Genomic DNA, 17,711 nt, shown 5'->3' with positions numbered 1-17,711 from the left:
CTTTATCTGCCTGCACGGAGCCGCCCATGAAAGACCTCTTCGACCTCACTGGAAAAACCGCCCTTGTCACCGGCTCCTCCCAGGGCATCGGCCACGCCCTTGCCCAAGGCCTCGCCTCGCACGGCGCCCGCGTTGTCCTCAATGGCCGCAACCCTGAAAAGCTCCAGACCGCAGCCAAAACCCTCAAGGCACAGGGCCACGACGCCCACATCGCGCCCTTCGATGTCACCGACCCCGCCGCCGTCCACGCCGCCGTCAGCAAGATCGAAGCCGAGATCGGCCCCATCGATATCCTCATCAACAATGCCGGCATGCAGCACCGCGCCCCGCTCGAAGATTTCCCCCACGACAAATGGGACGAACTGATGAAAACCAACCTCAACTCGGTCTTTTACGTCGCCCAGGCTGTCGCGCGGTTCATGCTCGGGCGCGGGCACGGCAAGATCATCAACATCGCCTCGGCCATGTCGGAACTGGCCCGTACCTCGGTCGCGCCCTATACGGCCGCCAAAGGCGCCGTCCGCAATCTGACCCGAGGCATGGCCACCGATTGGGCCGCAAAGGGTCTGCAGGTCAATGCCATAGCGCCGGGCTATTTCAAGACGCCACTCAACAAGGCATTGATCGAAGACGAAAAATTCACAGCCTGGCTCGAGGCCCGCACTCCGGCCGGTCGCTGGGGCGATCTCGACGAACTCAAAGGCGCCGCCATCTTCCTCGCATCCGACGCGGCCAGCTTTGTCAACGGTCACACCCTCTATGTCGATGGTGGTCTGACCATTTCAGTCTGAGCGGCAGCCGCCGACCCTGCCGGGGCCCAGGCTCGCCGTCGGTGCGAATGCTTTGTCACTGGCAATGATGATTACCGGCCGCAGTCTTCGCGATCAACGCCCTTCCTGCATTCGAAGCAGCAAGTGACGCTCGGCACCCCGGGCGTGGCGTTCGACGATCCTGGCCGCACTGTCGGCATCATGGGCGGCGACGGCCTCGATAATATCCCAGTGATCCTTGAGAACGGCCGCGCGGCGGGCCGAGCTGATCGGATAGCGGCGCGCCAGGGCTCTGACCACTTCACCATGACGCTGACGAATGGCGCGTGCCTCTCCATTGAAGTGGCGCTTGTACATGATGCCGTGAAATTCCTCGTCGAGGCTATCCCATTCGACCTGATCGCCCTGCGACTGCTCGAGGCGAAGCTGTACGGCGCGGGCGCGTTCGAGGTCGTCCTCATGGGCCTGCTCGACAAACACCCGGATCAGATACGGCTCGATAAGGGTACGGATGTCGAAGATATTGCGCACGAAGCTCTCATCGAGGCTGCGCACCTGCGCGCTACGATTGCGCGACAAGACCACGAATCCCTCTCCGCTCAATTGGTGCAGGGCCTCGCGAACCGGATTGGTACTGACCCCGTATCGCTTTGACAGCTCGATGGTTTTCAACCGGCTTCCGGCCGGCAGCGCGCCCGAAACGATGTCTTCGCGCATCAATTCGGCCAACCCCATGCGGGGCCGGGGCCGAACCACTCTGCGTTCGCTCGATGCCAGAACCTCAGTCACCAGCGCACTCCTTTTCCAAGCTCGCCCGAGTCTACCCGCAAAGCCGTTACCACACAATCGGACATTGACTTTGTATAATTTCGATGTTTGTTTCCACAATCTGCAGAATATAGGAGGAGAATATGTCTGTAATCCGTGCGCTATCCGCTGGCCTTTTGGCTGCGGCATCGTTTGCTGTCGCCCCGGTTGCCTTGAGTGAAGAGATTCGCTTTGCGCTGGAGATGTATGAAGGCGACAACCCCGAATTCAACGCGGTCACCGCATTCAAGGAATATGTCGAGAACAAGAGCGGCGGCGATCTCACCGTCCGCATCTTCCCGGGCAACCAGCTCGGCTCGGTCCGAGACACCACCGAGATGGTGCAGCAGGGCACCTTGCACATGACCCTGCCCTCCGATGGCGCCTTTGCCGGCTTTTACGCCCCCATCCAGGCCTGGTCCATGCCCTACCTTTTCCCTTCGGCTCCGGTCGCCTGGGAAGTGATGAGCGGTGAATTCGGCCAGTGGATGCTCGAAGATATCCGCGAACAGACCGGCATCCGCGCCTTGGCATTTTCCCAGAACGGCTTCCGCTCGTTCCTCAACAATGAGCGACTCATTCAGACGCCCCAGGACATGGAGGGGATGAAGATCCGCACCATGGAGAGCCCGGTCTATATGGAAATGGTCTCTGCGCTGGGCGCCGACCCCACTCCGATCGCCGGATCGGAAGCCACGATGGCCTTCCAGCAGGGCGTTGTCGATGGCCTTGAAAGCCCGCCATCGGTCCACCTGTCGGGCGGAGCCGCTGAGGTAGCCCAATACATGACCCTCAACGAGCATGTGTTCGGGCTGCACATCGTTGTGGCCAATGACGAATGGTTCACCTCGCTCACACCCGAGCATCAGCAGATCGTCGCCGATGGCGCGCGCGTGATGGCCGCTGTCGAGAACGTGGAAAAGACCACCGGCGACTGGGCCGCCATCGACGCAATCCGCGAGATGGGCGTCGAGGTTCATATTTCCTCGCCCGAGGAAAAGTCCATGTTCCGCGACGCCGTCTATCAGCCCGTGCGTGAGTTCATTCTCGGTCAGGTCGGCGAAGATGTTCTCAACCGCATCGAAGCGGCCGTTGAAACCGCAGAGGCCTCGGTCTACGGCCAGTAGCACGCAGGGCCGTCTCGTCCTGGCGAGGCGGCCCGCCATCGTTCAGCGGAGAATCCGATGCGGTTAAAGACCCTCTCGAAAGGCTTGGCCCTCGTCTGCCAGTGGAGCGCGGCAGCGATCTTCATCTTCGTGTGCGGCCTCAATTTCTCGCAGGTGTTCGGTCGCTATATCCTGGGATCATCGATCCCCTGGGGTGAGGAGATCATGCGCTATTCCATGATCTGGGTGATGATGCTGGGGGGTACCGCGTCCATCTATTATGCCGAGCACATGGCCGTCGAAAGCCTTGGTGAGCTTTTGGCACCGCATCGGCGCCATTTGGTTCTGACCACCACCTATCTGGTGGGCGGATTATTCTGTGTGCTTCTGGTCTATTACGGCTGGCCCGCGACCATGGCCAACACGCGCCAGACCGCGGCCGCCTCGGGCATCTCGATGTTCTGGGTCTATCTCGCCATTCCTGCGGGCGCCCTTCTTATGCTCATTCAGATCGTCCTGTGCGCGATCTCGGGCTTTGCCTCGGCCAATGCCGAACCCGAGCGCCTCTAGCGCATGTCTTCAACGCCTTTGATGAGGTGATCCAATGGCCTGGGTTGCAACCATATCCTTTGTGCTGCTCATTTTCGGGATCCCGATCGCCTTCGCCCTTGGCCTGGCCGGCACGTTCGGCATCTGGCAGTTCGGCATTCCGCCCCAGGTGATCATCACGCGCTTTTTCGGCGGCGTGGACAGCTTCATATTCTTGGCCGTGCCGTTCTATATTCTGGCCGCCGAGCTTATGAACATCAGCGGCATCACCGACCGGATCGTGCGCGCGACCTCGCTCGTGATCGGACGCATACCCGGCGGCACCGCCTATACCAACATCACCGCATCAGTCCTGTTTGCCGGCGTATCGGGTTCGGCGGTCGCCGACGCCAGCGCCCTTGGGCGGTTCTTCTTAAAGGTGATGCCCGAAGAAGGCTACACCAAGGAGTACGCCGCTGCGGTCACGGCCTCGTCCTCGATCGTTGGGCCCATCATTCCCCCGTCCGGCCTCGCCATCATCATGGCAGCGGTCTCCGGGCTCTCGATCGTCGATCTGTTTCTCGCCGGTGTCATCCCGGGCCTGATCATGGGCCTTGCATGCGTCGCCGTGGTCTTTGTCACCGCCATGACCAGGGGCCTGCCCAAATCCGCGATCGTGGTCGAGCGCAAGCAGATGCCGCGGTTGCTGATCGAGAGCGCAATCGTTGCCATTCTGCCAGTCGTCATCGTCGGCGGCATGGTCACTGGCGCCTTTACCGCCACCGAGGGTGGCGGCATCGCGGTATTTGTGGCGCTCGTCCTGGGTCTTGTGATCTTCCGCTCGCTCTCGATCGCCGATGTCTGGCGCGCCGTCGTGGTCTCGGCGCGGGTCACTGCGACCATCTACTTTCTGGTCGCGGCGGCTGCCATCCTGTCCTACGCGCTGAACCTGTTGGGCATTTCGAGCTTCGTTTCGGCGATGGTGCCGTTCTTTGGCGGCGATCCGACCCTGTTTCTGATCGGGGTCGTCGTCCTGATGCTGATCCTGGGCATGTTCCTCGATATCGGCGCGGCACTCATCATTTTCGTGCCTCTGCTCATGCCCACGATAACCCAGCTCGGGATCGACCCGATTCAAGCCGCCATGGTCATTATCCTGACCCTCGCCATGGGGCTGATCACACCGCCCTTTGGAGTGGTTTTGTTCGTGCTCATGAAGATCGGCAATATCGGTCTCTCGCCACTCTTTAAAGCCCTTGTGCCGTTCCTGATCGCGCAGATCGCGGCCATTCTGCTTCTGGTTTTCGTCCCCGAACTCTCGACCTGGCTTCCGAACCTTCTCAACTAGGCCGCTCTCGGCCGTGCCAACCCAACCGACAAGAAGAATAGAAGACACATCAATGAAAATAACGGCAATCAAGGCGTATCCGGTCTGGGTAGGCGTTCGCAACCAACTGCTCGTCAAGATCGAAACCGACGAGGGCATCCATGGGTGGGGCGAATCCGGCCTTTCCTTCCGCGAAAAGGCCGTCGTCGGTGCCATCGAGCATTTCACCGAGTTCCTGATCGGCCGCGATCCCATGCAGACCGCAGGGATCTGGCAGGAGCTCTATCGCAGCCAGTATTTCGAAGGCGGGCGCGTCCTCGCAGCCGCCATCTCTGCCATCGACATTGCGTGCTACGACATCAAGGGCAAAGCGCTCGGCGTTCCGGTCTATCAGCTCCTGGGCGGGCGCGCGCGTCAGAGCGTTCCCGCCTTTGCAACGGTTCCGGCCGACCCCGGTCCCCAGATGGTGGAAAAGGCCAGGATCGCCTTTGATGCCGGCTGGCACTGCATTCGCCTGCTGGGCGGATTCCAGGAAGCCGAAACGGTCTATGAACCGCGTGAATCGATCGCCGCTACCGTCGATTGGGTCCGGGCCGTACGCGCCGAACTGGGCCACGCGGCCATTCTCGGTGTGGAATATCATCACCGCCTCAGCGTGGCCGAAGCCGCCTCGTTCTGCCAGAAACTGGGACAGGGCACGCTCGATTTCCTCGAAGAGCCAATCCGCGACGAGGCACCGGGGGCCTACGAATCGCTGCGCCGCATGACCGAGGTGCCCTTCGCAATCGGCGAAGAATTCTCGTCCAAATGGCAGTTCATGCCCTATCTCGAGCGCGACATTCTCCAGCATGCCCGCATCGACATCTGCAATGTGGGTGGATTCACCGAGGCCATGAAAGTGGCAGGCTGGTGCGAGGCCCATTATGTCGACCTCATGCCGCACAATCCGCTCGGGCCGATCTGCACGGCAGCCTCGGTTCACATGGCCGCCGTCGTTCCGAACTTTTCCTGGCTCGAATGCCGCATGAGCCCGGTGGAGGATCTGGGGTTCGACAACAGGGAGATCTTCCCTGTTCAGACCGAAATGGACGGCAGCCACTACATCGTGCCCGAGGCCCCCGGCCTGGGTGTCGAGGTCAACGAGGATTATCTCAAGGCCGCGGCGTTCGAATATTCCGAACCCCCGCATCTGCGCCGCAGGGATGGCTCCTTCACCAATTGGTAGGCCATCTGGAAACGCTTTTGGCCCACGGCGTTTGAAGGCCGATCAACAAATCATCGCAGACAGGAGCCGTCCCGGGCGCGTCCCGGGGCTTTCCAGTTGAGCCACAATGCTCATGTGGTTCGCAGTCTCGACCGTTTCGAACGAGACGGCAAACCCCTCGTTCGATAATTTTGTCCGCAGCGCCCGGGCCTGCTCATGGAACGGTGGGGTCTCGGCGTCTCCAACCAGCAAGGTGATCTCTCCGGGCCCCGCGATATCCATACTGAGCGGTGAGAACCGGGCGATTTCGCTATCGGTAAACTTCAAGTCCGGCTGAAGAAACGAGTGGCGCAGGGGCGCAAGATCGTAAATTCCACTCAGCGCCAGAATGGCGCTCGGGCGCACCGGACTGTCTTTGCTGACCAGAAAACAACTCAGATTTGCGCCGGCCGAATGGCCTGAGACGCTCAGACGCTTCGGATCGCCCCCGAACGAGCCCGCGTTTGCGACCAGCCAGGCCGCGCATGCTCGCACCTGCCCGACAATGGTCTCCAGCCGGACATGGGGCATCAGATCATAGTTCATGATGGCCGCGATCCCTCCAGCGCCACAGACTGTATTGGCAACGAACGAAAAATCGGACTTGTCGAACATGCGCCAATACCCGCCATGGATGAACAGGTGGATCGGCGCCAGTCCTCCCCTGTCCATCGGAAAGAAAAGATCGAGGCTGGCGTTCTCTCCTTGCCCGTATCTGACATCGCAGCGGTTTGGCTGACCGGCCCGCGTCTGGCTGCTGCGCGCACGATACCAAGCAACATGCTCGTCGAAATCGGGTACGTGATCGCGCGTGCGGAAATAGTCGGGTTCCGCCATCAAAAGCTCGTGGCTATGTATTTTGCTTCCATGAATTCGATCACCCCATGGTGCGATCCTTCGCGCCCGAGCCCGCTTTGCTTGACGCCGCCGAACGGCCCGGCCGGGTCTGAAACCAGCCCGCGGTTAAGCCCGATCATGCCCGATTCGATCCGTGACGAAACGGCCATGCCCCGCCGGATATCCTTTGTATAGATGTAGGCGGCCAGCCCATACTCGGTATCGTTGGCCATGGCGATGGCCTCGTCCTCGGTCTTGAACCGGTAGACCGGCGCGACCGGGCCGAAAATCTCGTCCCTGGCCATTTCCGCATGGGGAGAAACATCGACCATGACCGTTGGCGGATAATAATAGCCCGGACGGTCGAGCCCCTTGCCGCCCAGCACCACCTTGGCGCCGCGCCCGACGGCTTCGGCGACCAGCGCCTCGATCTTGTCCACCGCCTTGCGCGTGATCATCGGCCCGCAGCCGGTGTCCGGGTCCGTTCCCGGACCGACCTTGAGCGCCTTCATGCGCGCGGTCAGCCCCTCGACGAACCGGTCATGGATACCCTCCTGAACGAGAAAACGGTTGGCTGCCGTGCATGCTTCACCCCCGTTGCGCATCTTGGCCAACATCGCGCCATCGAGCGCAGCTTCGAGATCGGCATCATCGAACACGACAAAGGGGGCGTTGCCGCCAAGCTCCATCGAACAGCTCAGCACGGTCTTTGAGGCTTGGGCAAGCAGCAGGCGCCCGACCGGTGTCGAACCGGTGAAGGACAGTTTGCGCACCCGCGCATCCTCGAGCATTGCAGCGGTGACCGGCCCGGGATTGGTGGTGGTGATGACGTTGACGACCCCGTCGGGAATGCCCGCTTCGGAATAAAGAGCCGCCAGCGCGTAGGCGGTCAGCGGGGTTTCGCTGGCGGGTTTGAGCACCACTGTGCACCCGGCGGCAAGCGCCGGCGCAATCTTGCGCGTCGCCATGGCGGCGGGAAAGTTCCACGGCGTAATCAGAACCGCAATTCCGATGGGCTCGTAGTCCACGATGATACGGTTGCCCCCGCCCGGCGCCGTCATGAACTCACCGGAAATGCGCACGCCCTCTTCGGCGTACCAGCGGAAAAATTCGGCTGCATAGGCGACTTCCCCACGGGCATCGACGAGCGACTTTCCGTTCTCGAGCGCAATGAGATAGGCCAGCTCTTCCTGCCGCTGCATCATCAGCTCAAAGCATTTGATCAGGATCCCGGCGCGTTGGCGCGGCGGGGTGGCACGCCAACCGGCCGCAGCGCGCGCAGCGGCATCGACGGCCGCGCGTGCATCCTCGACCGTTGCATCGGCCACCTCCGCGATGCTGTTGCCGGTCGAAGGATCGATGACGGTAATGCCCTCACCGGGCACCCATTTCCCGTCGATGTAAAGGCCTTGGGCGTAGGCAGAGCAATCCATGCCGACGGGCGATGACTCAACGACTGCAGATGACATGAAGGGACTCCTAGGCGATGGCGTTTTGGAGCCGGATACGGTCGCCGCTATAGGCTGCCTGCAAAAGCGCGGCCATGGCGGGGGCGTCGATCCGGCGGGGGTTATTGTCGATCAGGCGCGAAACTCCCAGCGCCTGGGTGCCGACCCATTCGAGCTTGTCGCGGGGCAGACCCAGCGCTTCGAGCGTGGGCGGAATGCCGATGGCTGAAAAAAGGCGCGCGACGGCATCTGCCGCCGCATTGCCAAGCGCGATTTCATCCGAACCCGGCAGCCCCAGCATCCGTCCGATTTCGGCCAGCGGTTCCGGATCCGCCTCGAGATTGAAGCGCATGACATAGGGCAGAACGCACGCCACCCCCTCGCCATGGGCCGTATGGGTAACCGCCCCTATGGGATATTGGATTGCATGTGCCGCGGCCGTGCCGGCCGTGCCGAAAGCCAGACCGGCCATGAGAGCGCCCAGCATGACCTGTTCGCGCGCCTCGATATCGTCGCCATGGGTGCAGGCGCGCTCGAGACTGGAAAAGATCGTCTGTATGGCCAGACGCGCGAAATGATCGGTGATCGCGGACTTACCGATAAACACGCGCTCTTGCGCCATGCCCGCGCTCGCAACGCGCCGGGTTGCACTAAAGGCCTCGATCGCATGGGTCAGCGCATCGGCCCCGGCAATTGCGGTCAATGACTTTGGACAGCTTGCCGTTAGATCCGGATCGCATAGGGCGGCGGTGGGAATGATGTGGGGGCTGGAAATGCCGACCTTCATTATGCGCTCGGCATCGGAAAGCACCGCCACAGGCGTCACCTCCGATCCGGTGCCTGCCGTTGTGGGAACCGCGATGATGGGCAGCACCGGCCCTGGAACCTTGAACTCGCCGTAGTAATCCTGGGGTTCGCCCCCGTGCGCGAGAAGGATTGCAACGCATTTGGCATGATCGATACAACTGCCACCGCCGATGCCCACCACCACATCAGGTGCAAAACCGCGCACGCGCTCGGCCGAGGCCACGCAGGATTGGACCGGAACATCGGGCAGAACGCCGGCCTCGATCTCCACCGCCATTCCGGCGTCCTTGAGCGACGCCATGAGTTCGGCAAAGACCGGCTCGGCAGCAAAACGCGCGTCCGTACAGACAAGCACCCGCTCCCCCAATTGCCGGGCGATCCTGGCAAGGCACGCTCTTTGTCCGGCGCCGAAGACGATCTCCCTTGGCGCTCTCAGAGCGCTAAACATATTCATGATACGATTTCCTGACTGAGGCCGGGATACCTGAACCCGCCGCAACGAGTTCCTCCCAAACACGAGGGTCGACCTCAAAACCCTCGCTTATCGCGTGTTGCCGGCGCTGCCGCGAACGGTCGCCGGGAATTGTGACAGTGCCACCGTCCGATTTGCTGTCGCGCACCATGTCGAGATACCCCGACACAGCCGCTCCAACTCCCGCGCTGCCGGGCTTGACGATGATGATGACGTCGCCCTTGTTCGCGCGATGATCGGCATCGAGCGTGCCGCGAACATCGGGAGCGGGAGGCGTGCCCGCAATGCCGGCCACAAGAAGCTCGAATCCCAGCCCCAGCCCGTAGCCCTTTGCGCCCCCGAAAGGGGCGATCGAGCCCGACTTGGCGCGTTGCGCATCAAGGGTCGGCGCGCCGTCAGGCCCCAGGGCCCAGCCTTGGGAAATTGGCTCTCCCTTGAGCGCATAATCATGGATCTTGCCCATCGAAACGACACTGGTTGCCATATCGAGAATATAGGGTTCGCCCGAGGTCGGCATGCCGATGGCAACCGGATTGGTTCCCATCATCGCCTTGTCACCGCCATGAGGGTGAACGAGCGCTTCGCTGCTGGTGAGCACGATACCGATCAGGCCCCTGCAGGCGATCGATTGCACGTAAACGGCCAGCATTCCCAGATGATTTGCATCCCGAATGCCGGCTATGGCGATGCCGGTCTGTTCGACCCGATCGACAAGCTGTTCGATTGCGGCATGGGCAACAACCGGGCCCAGCCCCGCCTCGCCATCGACCGCAAGAAAGGCCGATCCGGCCCAGGTCTGGCTGCCGGTTGCATTGGGAGCGATCAACCCTCGATCGATGCGCGCGAGAAGGCGCGGCAGCCTTTGCAGCCCGTGCGAAGGGTGGCCGCGCAATTCCGCCTCGACGAGCACCTCGGCTTGCAGCCGGGCATGAGAAGGCTCTGCGCCCCTGGCTTCGAGCAACGCTGTCGCAAGCGACAGGGCCTGAGCCGCCATTACCCTCATACTAAAAATCCTATAGGATATCTGATTGCATATCGCAGACTATCGTGTTAGCAGTCGCTCAATGTCAAGAGGCAAACATGGCGCAAGAACATCCATCCACCGCATCGACAACTGAGCCGGCGACATCGCCGATCCGCCGTCCGGCGGGGCTTGCCAGTGAAATCTACGACACCATTTTCTCTCAGCTGATGGCGCTCAAGATCCCCCCGGGATCGCGCATCACCGTGGACACGCTTGCCCGCGAGTTCGGCGTTTCCCAGACCCCGATCCGCGAGGCCCTTGGCCGCCTCGAGGGCGAGGGCCTGGTGATCAAGACCCACTTGATGGGCTATAGCGCCGCGCCCCAACTGACGCGCGGCCAGTTTTCCGAGCTCTACGAGCTTCGCCTGCTTCTTGAGCCTGACGCGGCCCGTCGCCTGGTTGCCAATCTCGACGGGTCAAATCTGGCCGAGCTTACAGAAGCGGCAGGCGTAATGGCCGGACGGAGCAACAAGACCGACGAGCGCGCCCGCTATTCGGAGTTCGCGCGCCAGGACGCCATCTTCCACGATCTTATTCTCAAGGAGGCGGGTAATCAGCTGGTGCGGGATATCCTTGCCCATCAGCATGTGCACTTTCACATCTTCCGGTTGTTGTTCCATTCGCGCGTGACCGAAGAGGCGCTGGCCGAACACGAAGCGATCATTACCGCCTTCGAGCATCGCGATGCCGACGCCGCCGAACGCGCCATGCGCGTGCACATCGAACGCTCGCGCGACAGAATCCTTCCGGTGTTCGAATGACTGCCACAGCCAGCATCGATCAATCGGCACGCGATAGCGTACAGCCGACGCCCCTGATCGCGCTTTCAGGGCTGAGCAAGAGCTACGGCCCGATCAAGGTGCTGCGCGACGTCGATCTTGAGATCCGCGCTGGAGAGGTTCATGCAATCATCGGCGAGAACGGTGCCGGCAAATCGACCCTGATGCGCCTGATCTCGGGCTATATCCAACCCACCGCCGGATCGATCAGCTATCTGGGCGAGACCGCGAAATTCTCCAAACCCGCCGATGCCGAAGACGCGGGCATCGTGCTCGTTCACCAGGAAATTCTGCTCGCTGGTGACCTCACGGTCGCCGAGAACCTGTTCATGGGCCGCGAATTGACCCGGAACGGGATCATCGACAATGCGCGCATGGAGGCGATAGCGCGCGAAAAGCTTGCAGAGCTCGGCGCGACGGCGTCACCGCGCGACCCGGTCAACACCCTGCCCATTGCACAGCGGCAACTGGTCCAGATCGCCCGCGCGTTGCTTGAAGATCACCGGCTGGTGATTTTCGATGAACCCACGGCCGTACTCACGGCAAATGAAGTGGAAACCTTGCTCGACATCGTGCGCCGCCTGCGCCGGCAGGGCGTCGCCGTTCTTTACATCTCCCACCGCCTCGACGAGGTCCAGGCGCTGGCCGACACCATCACCGTTCTGCGTGATGGCGAGAAGGTCGGCACACACCCGGCGTCCGAACTGACCCAGCAAGACATGGCCCGCATGATGGTCGGGCGCGAACTCTCGATGCTCTACCCGCCCAGGCGCGGTGTCTCCACCCAGCCTCCCCTGCTCGAGGTCGAGGGGCTGCAGGTTTCCACTATTGCCCATGACATTTCCTTTAGCGCCCGGCCCGGAGAAATTCTGGGCTTCGGCGGCATGATGGGCGCGGGACGAACCGAGGTTTTCGAAGGACTTTTGGGGCTTCGCCCGGCTCATGTGAAAACCGTCAGGGTGCGCGGCAAGCCGGTCAGGATCGGCTCGGTCGCCGATGCGATGGAGCTGGGGGTCGGCTATCTCACCGAGGACCGCAAGGGCAAAGGCCTGCTGCTCGGTGAACGGCTTGCGCCCAACCTTGTCCTTTCGGCGCTCTCATGGCTCTACCGCACCATTTACACCGACGAGCGACTGGAAGGCCAACAGCTCGATGGCGCCATCGAAAAATACGATATCCGGGTCCGCAGCAAGAAGCTTACGGCCGGGCAGCTTTCGGGCGGCAACCAGCAAAAGCTTCTGCTCGCCAAGATCATGATGCTCGATCCCGACGTCGTCATCATCGACGAGCCCACCCGCGGCATCGACATCGGCAACAAGGGGCAGATCTACGCCTTCATCGACAAGCTCGTTGGCGCCGGAAAAGCCTGCGTGGTGATCTCCTCGGAGCTTCAGGAACTCGTTGGCCTGTGTGACCGGGTGCTGGTCATGCGCAGCGGCCGGATCACAGCAGAACTCACCGGTGACCAGATTACAGAAGACGCAGTCGTTCTCGCCGCAACCAGCAACACCGGATCGGCGAAAACGGGGGAGGAAATACCAAGTGACTGATATTATTGCGGTTCCCGGGCAGGAACCGATTCTCAAGCGCATCAACTGGTTCGATCTGGGCCCGTTCATCGCCCTTGTGGCTCTGGCTGTAATCGGCGTGCTGATCAATCCCGATTTTCTCTCGGCCACCAACGTATCCAACGTTCTTACGCGCTCGACATTCGTCGCCATCATCGCCGTAGGTGCAACATTCGTCATCTCCTCGGGCGGGCTGGACCTTTCGGTCGGCGCCATGACGGCATTTGTCGCCGGCATCATGATCATGTTCATGAATGCCCTGGTGCCCAGCCTCGGCGCCAATGCCATTGTCGCCGGCATAGCCCTTGTGATCTGCGTGGGTGCGCTGTGCGGGCTTTTTAACGGCCTGATCGTCACGATCGGCAGGATCGAGCCGTTCATTGTCACCCTCGGCACAATGGGCATCTTCCGGGCCTTTATCACCTTCATGTCCAATGGCGGCACGATCCCGATCGACCGCTCTCTGCGAGATCCCTTCCGGCCCATCTATTTCGGCGATGTCCTGGGCATTCCCATCCCCATCGTCATCTGCGCGATCGTTGCCGGGATCGGGGCATTCATCCTCTACAAGACCAAATATGGTCGCCGATGTGCCGCCGTCGGCGCCAACGAAGAGGTCGCGCGGTTTTCAGGCATCTCGGTCGCAAAAATTCGCACCACGGCCTTCGTGATACAGGGCATCTGCGTGGCCATTGCCGCTGTGTGCTATGTGCCGCGCCTGGGGGCCGCAACCCCGACGACGGGGCTGCTGTGGGAGCTTCAGGTGATCACCGCCGTGGTCATTGGCGGCACTGCGCTCCGCGGCGGAAAGGGCCACATCTGGGGCACCATCGCCGGGGCGGTCATCCTCGAGATGATCGCCAACCTCATGGTGCTTTCCGACTTCATTTCCGAATACCTCGTGGCAGCCGTTCAGGGCGTCATCATCATCGTCGCCATGCTGATCCAGAGGTTTTCCAGGCGGTCATGATCGAGCCACATGACTTCCACCAATACGCTTGGCTCATCATTTAGGGAGGACAATCCATGAAATATTTGAGTATGTTCACACTGCTCAGTGTCGCTGCGCTTGCCGCGGCGGCACCAGCCCTTGGCCAGGAGGAGCAAAAGGTCATGGCCGTTTCCATTCCGGCCGCGACACACGGCTGGACTGGCGGCGTTGTCTATCATGCCGAAGCGGCTGCCGCGGAAATCCGCGAGGCCTTTCCCAATATCGACGTCGTCGTGAACACCTCGCCCTCGGCCATCGCCCAGGTCGGTGCGCTCGAAGATCTGCAGGCCTCACGCGATCCCGATGCGCTGGTCATCCTGCCCTTCACGTCCGAGGAGCTCACCGGCCCCGTCGAAACGGTCAAGAACGCAGGCACCTTCATAACCGTCGTCGATCGTGGTCTGACCGATCCCAGCATACAGGATCTCTATGTCGCCGGTGACAATGTCGCCGTGGGCGCAAACACCGCCAACTGGCTCTCCGAACAACTGGGCGGAGAAGGCGACGTGGTCGTTCTTCGCGGCATTCCCACCGTCATCGATGACGAACGCATTCAGGGCTTCCAGGATGCCCTTGAGGGCACCAACATCAACATCCTCGACGTCCAGTACGCCAACTGGAATCGCGATGAAGCGTTCAATCTGATGCAGGACTATCTTGCCAAATATTCCCATATCGATGCGGTCTGGGCCAATGATGACGACATGCTGCTCGGCGTGCTCGAAGCCATCGACCAGGCCGGCCGCGACGACATCAAATTCGCGCTCGGTGCCAATGGTATGGTCGATATTGTCGAGATGGTCCGGGCCGGAGATCCGCGCACGCCGATCTCGACCCCTTATCCGCCCTCGATGATCAAGACGGCCATGTATCTGACCGCCGCCAATCTCAATGGTCAGGCACCGGTACGTGGGGAGGTCATCCTCGATGCCCCGCTGATCACCATCGACAATGCCGACGAGTTCTATTTCCCTGACTCGCCGTTCTGATCGATTTCGGGAGGGCCGCCACGCGGCCCTCCCCTGCACGCGTTTTTATCTGGAGACGGACAATGCCCGCCAAAAAAATCCTCATGCTCGTCGGCGAGTTCACCGAAGAGTACGAAATCTACGTTTACCAGCAGGCGATGGAAGCCGTTGGCCATATCGTCCATGTGGTCTGCCCCGACAAAAAGGCAGGCCAGATGATTGCCACCTCCCTCCACGATTTCGAGGGGCATCAGACCTATACCGAAAAGCTCGGGCACTATTTCCAGCTCAACAAGACGTTCGCCGAGGTCGATCTCAACGAGTATGACGCCGTCTATGCGGCCGGCGGGCGCGGTCCCGAGTACATCCGAACCGACAAGCGCGTTCAGGACATGGTTCGCCATTTTCACGAAACCGGCAAGCCCATCTTCACCATCTGCCACGGCGTCCAGATCCTGATCGCCGTCGATGGCGTGGTGCGCGGCAAACGTGTCGGTGCGCTGGGCGCCTGCGAGCCCGAAGTCATTCTGGCAGGCGGCACCTATGTGGACCTCTCTCCCACCGAAGCCCTTGTCGACGGCAACATGGTCTCGGCCAAAGGCTGGACGGCGCTTGCCGCCTTCATCCGCGAATGCCTCAACGTTCTCGGCACAAAGATCGTGCTGGACTGAGCGCCTTACGGCTCGAGGCGCTTTTTGGCACCTCGAGCCCAATCTCCCAACCGCTCCGTGGCAACAGCACACCCTGCCGCCGCCTTCACTTTGTCATGGCCAGTAAAGAGCAGTTTGCAGGAAGATCGGACACCGCACCATCTTGGCGCGACTCCGGCCACGAGCAATCGGATAGTCTGGAAAAATGGTGGGTGTAACTGGGATTGAACCAGTGACCCCTGCCGTGTGAAGGCAGTGCTCTCCCGCTGAGCTATACACCCGCTCGGCATATCCATCGGAAAACTGCGACGGTGCCCATAAAAATCGCCTTGCTTGCAAGGCAGTCCCGGACAGGCCGGTGAGAATGAATGGTGGGCGTAACTGGGATTGAACCAGTGACCCCTACGATGTCAACGTAGTGCTCTCCCGCTGAGCTATACGCCCACTCTTTCTTTAAATCCGCGTCCCGCCAAAGGCGAAGCGCAGGGCGGATACACCACAAAACGCCAGTCGCGGTCAATAGGTTTTTGCCGTTATTTGAAGCTCTTGTGACGTACGTCGCCTATGGCAGCTAGACGGCTTCAAGGTTGTGTGGAGAGTTGGGTCAGGGTGAGCCGAACCGAAGGTCCGCGCCAGCGAATATTGTAGTCTTTGAGAGTGATGACCGGCTATCGAAGGTCCGGTGGACTCGGGTACGTGAATACCGGAAGCGCAAAAGACTGCGATTTGCAGGCCACCATCACCCAGCTATCCGCACAACCTAAGCGGCGAGCAGCCGCTCCACTTCCCCCACCAGCTCGCGCAGATGGAAAGGTTTGGAGAGCACCGAGGCGCCCTTGGGGGCTTCGCTGTCGGGGTTGAGCGCCACGGCGGCAAAACCGGTGATGAACATCACCTTGAGATCCGGGTCGAGTTCGGTGGCGCGCCGCGCCAGTTCAATCCCGTCCATTTCCGGCATCACGATGTCGCTCAAAAGCAGCGTAAAGGGTTCCTCGCGCAGCCGCTCATAGGCCGATTTTCCATTGTCGAACGCCACCACGTCATAGCCGGCATTCTTGAGCGCCCGGGTCAAAAACCGACGCATGTCGGCGTCGTCTTCGGCCAGCAAAATCCGGTTCAACGATTGGCTCATGAAAGGTCCCAGTGTCTTTGTCCCAGCCGCAACTGGTTTGATTCGCATGTTTTACGAAAGCTAAGGCCCATGCAACAGTCACAATCGCCTCATCCCGCTTTGCTTTTGTGGACAAGCGCGTTGCCGCGTTGCAAACTTGCATTTCAACGACCGCGCCATCAAGGGGTTGGGTGTGCAATCAGACTATTCCGACAGACCTGCCTTTGAAACAATCCGCCCAAGGCGACAGGTTGCTCCCATCATCGTCAATTCGTCCCATTCGGGCCGCGATTATCCCGCCCGGTTCTTAAAACTCTCCCGGCTCAACGAAATGGCCATCCGCCAGTCCGAAGACGCCTGGGTCGACGAGATTTTTGGGCGCGCGCCCCATATGGGGCTACCGCTCTTGCGCGCCAATTTCCCCCGCGCCTATCTCGACGTGAACCGCGAGCCCTATGAACTCGATCCCAAGATGTTCCGCGATCCCCTGCCCGAACATTTCAACACGACCTCGCCGCGCATCGCGGCGGGTCTGGGCACCATTGCCCGCATCGTTTCGGAGAATCGCCCCATCTATCGTGAGCGCCTGGCGCTCGAAGACGCGCTGATGCGCATTGAGGGCATCTACAAGCCCTATCACAAGACCCTGCAAACCCTGTTGAGCGAAACGCTCGGCCATTTCGGCGTGGCCGTCCTGGTCGATTGCCATTCCATGCCGCGCCTCAATCGCGGCAATGACCGTCTGGCTCCCGACGTCGTGCTGGGCGACCGCTACGGTACAACCTGTGCGCCGGTCCTTATCGATACTGTGGAAGCAGTGTTCGCGGGCGCTGGCCTGAAAGTCGCCCGCAACCGCCCCTATGCCGGCGGACACACCACCCGCGCCTATGGCCGGCCCCAATATGGCATCCACGCCATCCAGATCGAATTTTCCCGCCACCTCTACATGCACGAATTGACCCTGCAAAAGCATCAGGGCTTTTCAGCCATGCAGCAGCTTGCCGAAACCCTTCTGGGAACGCTGGTGCGGTTCGATGCGGTTTCGCTGGCGCGCACGCAACTGGCCGCCGAATAAATCACGAAATATCTGGGGAAGGAAAAGGGTGTTCCGCGCCGGGCGGCCACAGAAGGAAAAGAGTGGGCCGCTCTGGGCGGCCCAAGTCAAGGGAGGAAACATTGGCGGCTCAAGAGAAACGGCAAGAGCCGAAAGAACCACCAATCCATCATGCAATATCGTGTTTGAACCTTATTTCACCAAAGCGCAAGTCCGCCAAA

General features: G+C 61.0%; 17 protein-coding genes and 2 tRNA genes. 11 read left to right on the top strand and 8 right to left on the bottom strand.

Annotation, left to right across the window (positions count from 1 at the left end):
• The first annotated feature begins 26 nt into the window (after positions 1-26).
• Positions 27-791 carry an SDR family oxidoreductase gene (locus V6617_RS04090; RefSeq protein ID WP_338609293.1) on the top strand — a complete coding sequence of 255 codons (765 nt, stop codon included), beginning with the start codon at positions 27-29 and terminating at the stop codon, positions 789-791.
• 93 nt (positions 792-884) lie between these two features.
• Here the strand turns inward: V6617_RS04090 and V6617_RS04085 are convergent, their stop codons facing one another.
• Complete coding sequence (locus V6617_RS04085; protein ID WP_338609292.1) at positions 885-1,559, bottom strand: GntR family transcriptional regulator; 675 nt, start codon at positions 1,557-1,559, stop codon at positions 885-887.
• Positions 1,560-1,681: 122 nt separating this feature from the next.
• Here V6617_RS04085 and V6617_RS04080 point away from each other — a divergent pair, with 122 nt between their 5' ends.
• Genes V6617_RS04080 through V6617_RS04065 form a run of 4 tightly spaced genes read left to right on the top strand, consistent with a single transcriptional unit; the run spans position 1,682 to position 5,763 of the window.
• Positions 1,682-2,704, top strand: a complete 1,023-nt coding sequence (locus V6617_RS04080) for a TRAP transporter substrate-binding protein (protein WP_338609291.1) — start codon at positions 1,682-1,684, stop codon at positions 2,702-2,704.
• 57 nt (positions 2,705-2,761) lie between these two features.
• Entirely contained in the window at positions 2,762-3,253 is a 492-nt protein-coding gene (locus tag V6617_RS04075; RefSeq protein WP_338609289.1) for a TRAP transporter small permease, read from the top strand.
• Positions 3,254-3,287: 34 nt separating this feature from the next.
• A complete protein-coding gene (locus V6617_RS04070; RefSeq protein WP_338609287.1) occupies positions 3,288-4,559 on the top strand; it encodes a TRAP transporter large permease in 1,272 nt (423 codons plus the stop codon).
• A 52-nt stretch (positions 4,560-4,611) separates the two neighbouring features.
• Entirely contained in the window at positions 4,612-5,763 is a 1,152-nt protein-coding gene (locus V6617_RS04065; protein ID WP_338609285.1) for a mandelate racemase/muconate lactonizing enzyme family protein, read from the top strand.
• A gap of 42 nt (positions 5,764-5,805) precedes the next feature.
• Here the strand turns inward: V6617_RS04065 and V6617_RS04060 are convergent, their stop codons facing one another.
• The 4 genes from V6617_RS04060 to V6617_RS04045 are packed head-to-tail and all read right to left on the bottom strand — an operon-like array spanning position 5,806 to position 10,348.
• The gene (locus tag V6617_RS04060; RefSeq protein WP_338609284.1) at positions 5,806-6,618 is read right to left on the bottom strand and encodes an alpha/beta hydrolase; all 813 of its coding nucleotides are present in this window, start codon (positions 6,616-6,618) and stop codon (positions 5,806-5,808) included.
• Entirely contained in the window at positions 6,618-8,087 is a 1,470-nt protein-coding gene (locus tag V6617_RS04055; protein WP_422394800.1) for an NAD-dependent succinate-semialdehyde dehydrogenase, read from the bottom strand. Before V6617_RS04055 ends, V6617_RS04060 begins: the two co-directional genes overlap by 1 nt.
• A gap of 10 nt (positions 8,088-8,097) precedes the next feature.
• The gene (locus tag V6617_RS04050) at positions 8,098-9,327 is read right to left on the bottom strand and encodes an iron-containing alcohol dehydrogenase (protein ID WP_338609283.1); all 1,230 of its coding nucleotides are present in this window, start codon (positions 9,325-9,327) and stop codon (positions 8,098-8,100) included.
• Positions 9,314-10,348, bottom strand: coding sequence for an Ldh family oxidoreductase (locus tag V6617_RS04045; protein ID WP_338609281.1), 1,035 nt, complete (start codon positions 10,346-10,348; stop codon positions 9,314-9,316). Before V6617_RS04045 ends, V6617_RS04050 begins: the two co-directional genes overlap by 14 nt.
• Positions 10,349-10,425: 77 nt before the next feature.
• Here V6617_RS04045 and V6617_RS04040 point away from each other — a divergent pair, with 77 nt between their 5' ends.
• The 5 genes from V6617_RS04040 (at position 10,426) to V6617_RS04020 (ending at position 15,346) form a co-directional block, all read left to right on the top strand.
• Positions 10,426-11,130, top strand: coding sequence for a GntR family transcriptional regulator (locus V6617_RS04040; RefSeq protein WP_339641859.1), 705 nt, complete (start codon positions 10,426-10,428; stop codon positions 11,128-11,130).
• On the top strand, positions 11,127-12,698 hold the full coding sequence (locus tag V6617_RS04035) for a sugar ABC transporter ATP-binding protein (RefSeq protein WP_338609279.1): 1,572 nt from the start codon (positions 11,127-11,129) through the stop codon (positions 12,696-12,698). Before V6617_RS04040 ends, V6617_RS04035 begins: the two co-directional genes overlap by 4 nt.
• The gene (locus V6617_RS04030) at positions 12,691-13,686 is read left to right on the top strand and encodes an ABC transporter permease (RefSeq protein WP_422394799.1); all 996 of its coding nucleotides are present in this window, start codon (positions 12,691-12,693) and stop codon (positions 13,684-13,686) included. Before V6617_RS04035 ends, V6617_RS04030 begins: the two co-directional genes overlap by 8 nt.
• Before the next feature lie 56 nt (positions 13,687-13,742).
• Entirely contained in the window at positions 13,743-14,696 is a 954-nt protein-coding gene (locus V6617_RS04025; protein WP_338609277.1) for a substrate-binding domain-containing protein, read from the top strand.
• A 62-nt stretch (positions 14,697-14,758) separates the two neighbouring features.
• Positions 14,759-15,346: a DJ-1/PfpI family protein gene (locus tag V6617_RS04020; protein WP_338609275.1), complete on the top strand. Its 588-nt coding sequence runs from the start codon at positions 14,759-14,761 to the stop codon at positions 15,344-15,346.
• A gap of 185 nt (positions 15,347-15,531) precedes the next feature.
• Here V6617_RS04020 and V6617_RS04015 read toward each other — a convergent pair.
• The 3 genes from V6617_RS04015 to cpdR all read right to left on the bottom strand — a co-directional run bounded on the left by V6617_RS04015 (position 15,532) and on the right by cpdR (position 16,457).
• A tRNA-Val gene (locus V6617_RS04015) sits at positions 15,532-15,606 on the bottom strand.
• Positions 15,607-15,694: 88 nt separating this feature from the next.
• A tRNA-Val gene (locus V6617_RS04010) sits at positions 15,695-15,769 on the bottom strand.
• A gap of 316 nt (positions 15,770-16,085) precedes the next feature.
• Positions 16,086-16,457: a cell cycle two-component system response regulator CpdR gene (cpdR, locus tag V6617_RS04005; protein ID WP_014131860.1), complete on the bottom strand. Its 372-nt coding sequence runs from the start codon at positions 16,455-16,457 to the stop codon at positions 16,086-16,088.
• A 136-nt stretch (positions 16,458-16,593) separates the two neighbouring features.
• Here cpdR and V6617_RS04000 point away from each other — a divergent pair, with 136 nt between their 5' ends.
• Positions 16,594-17,511 (top strand): N-formylglutamate amidohydrolase, encoded by a 918-nt coding sequence (locus V6617_RS04000; protein WP_338609271.1) that lies wholly within the window; start codon positions 16,594-16,596, stop codon positions 17,509-17,511.
• The last annotated feature ends 200 nt before the right edge of the window (positions 17,512-17,711 follow it).

Origin of the sequence: Pelagibacterium nitratireducens (genome assembly GCF_037044555.1) — a bacterium.
In the GTDB taxonomy this organism is placed as follows: Bacteria; Pseudomonadota; Alphaproteobacteria; order Rhizobiales; family Devosiaceae; genus Pelagibacterium; species Pelagibacterium nitratireducens.
The sequence above is the reverse complement of the archived record's forward strand: the minus strand, read 5'-3'. Positions and strand labels throughout refer to the sequence as shown.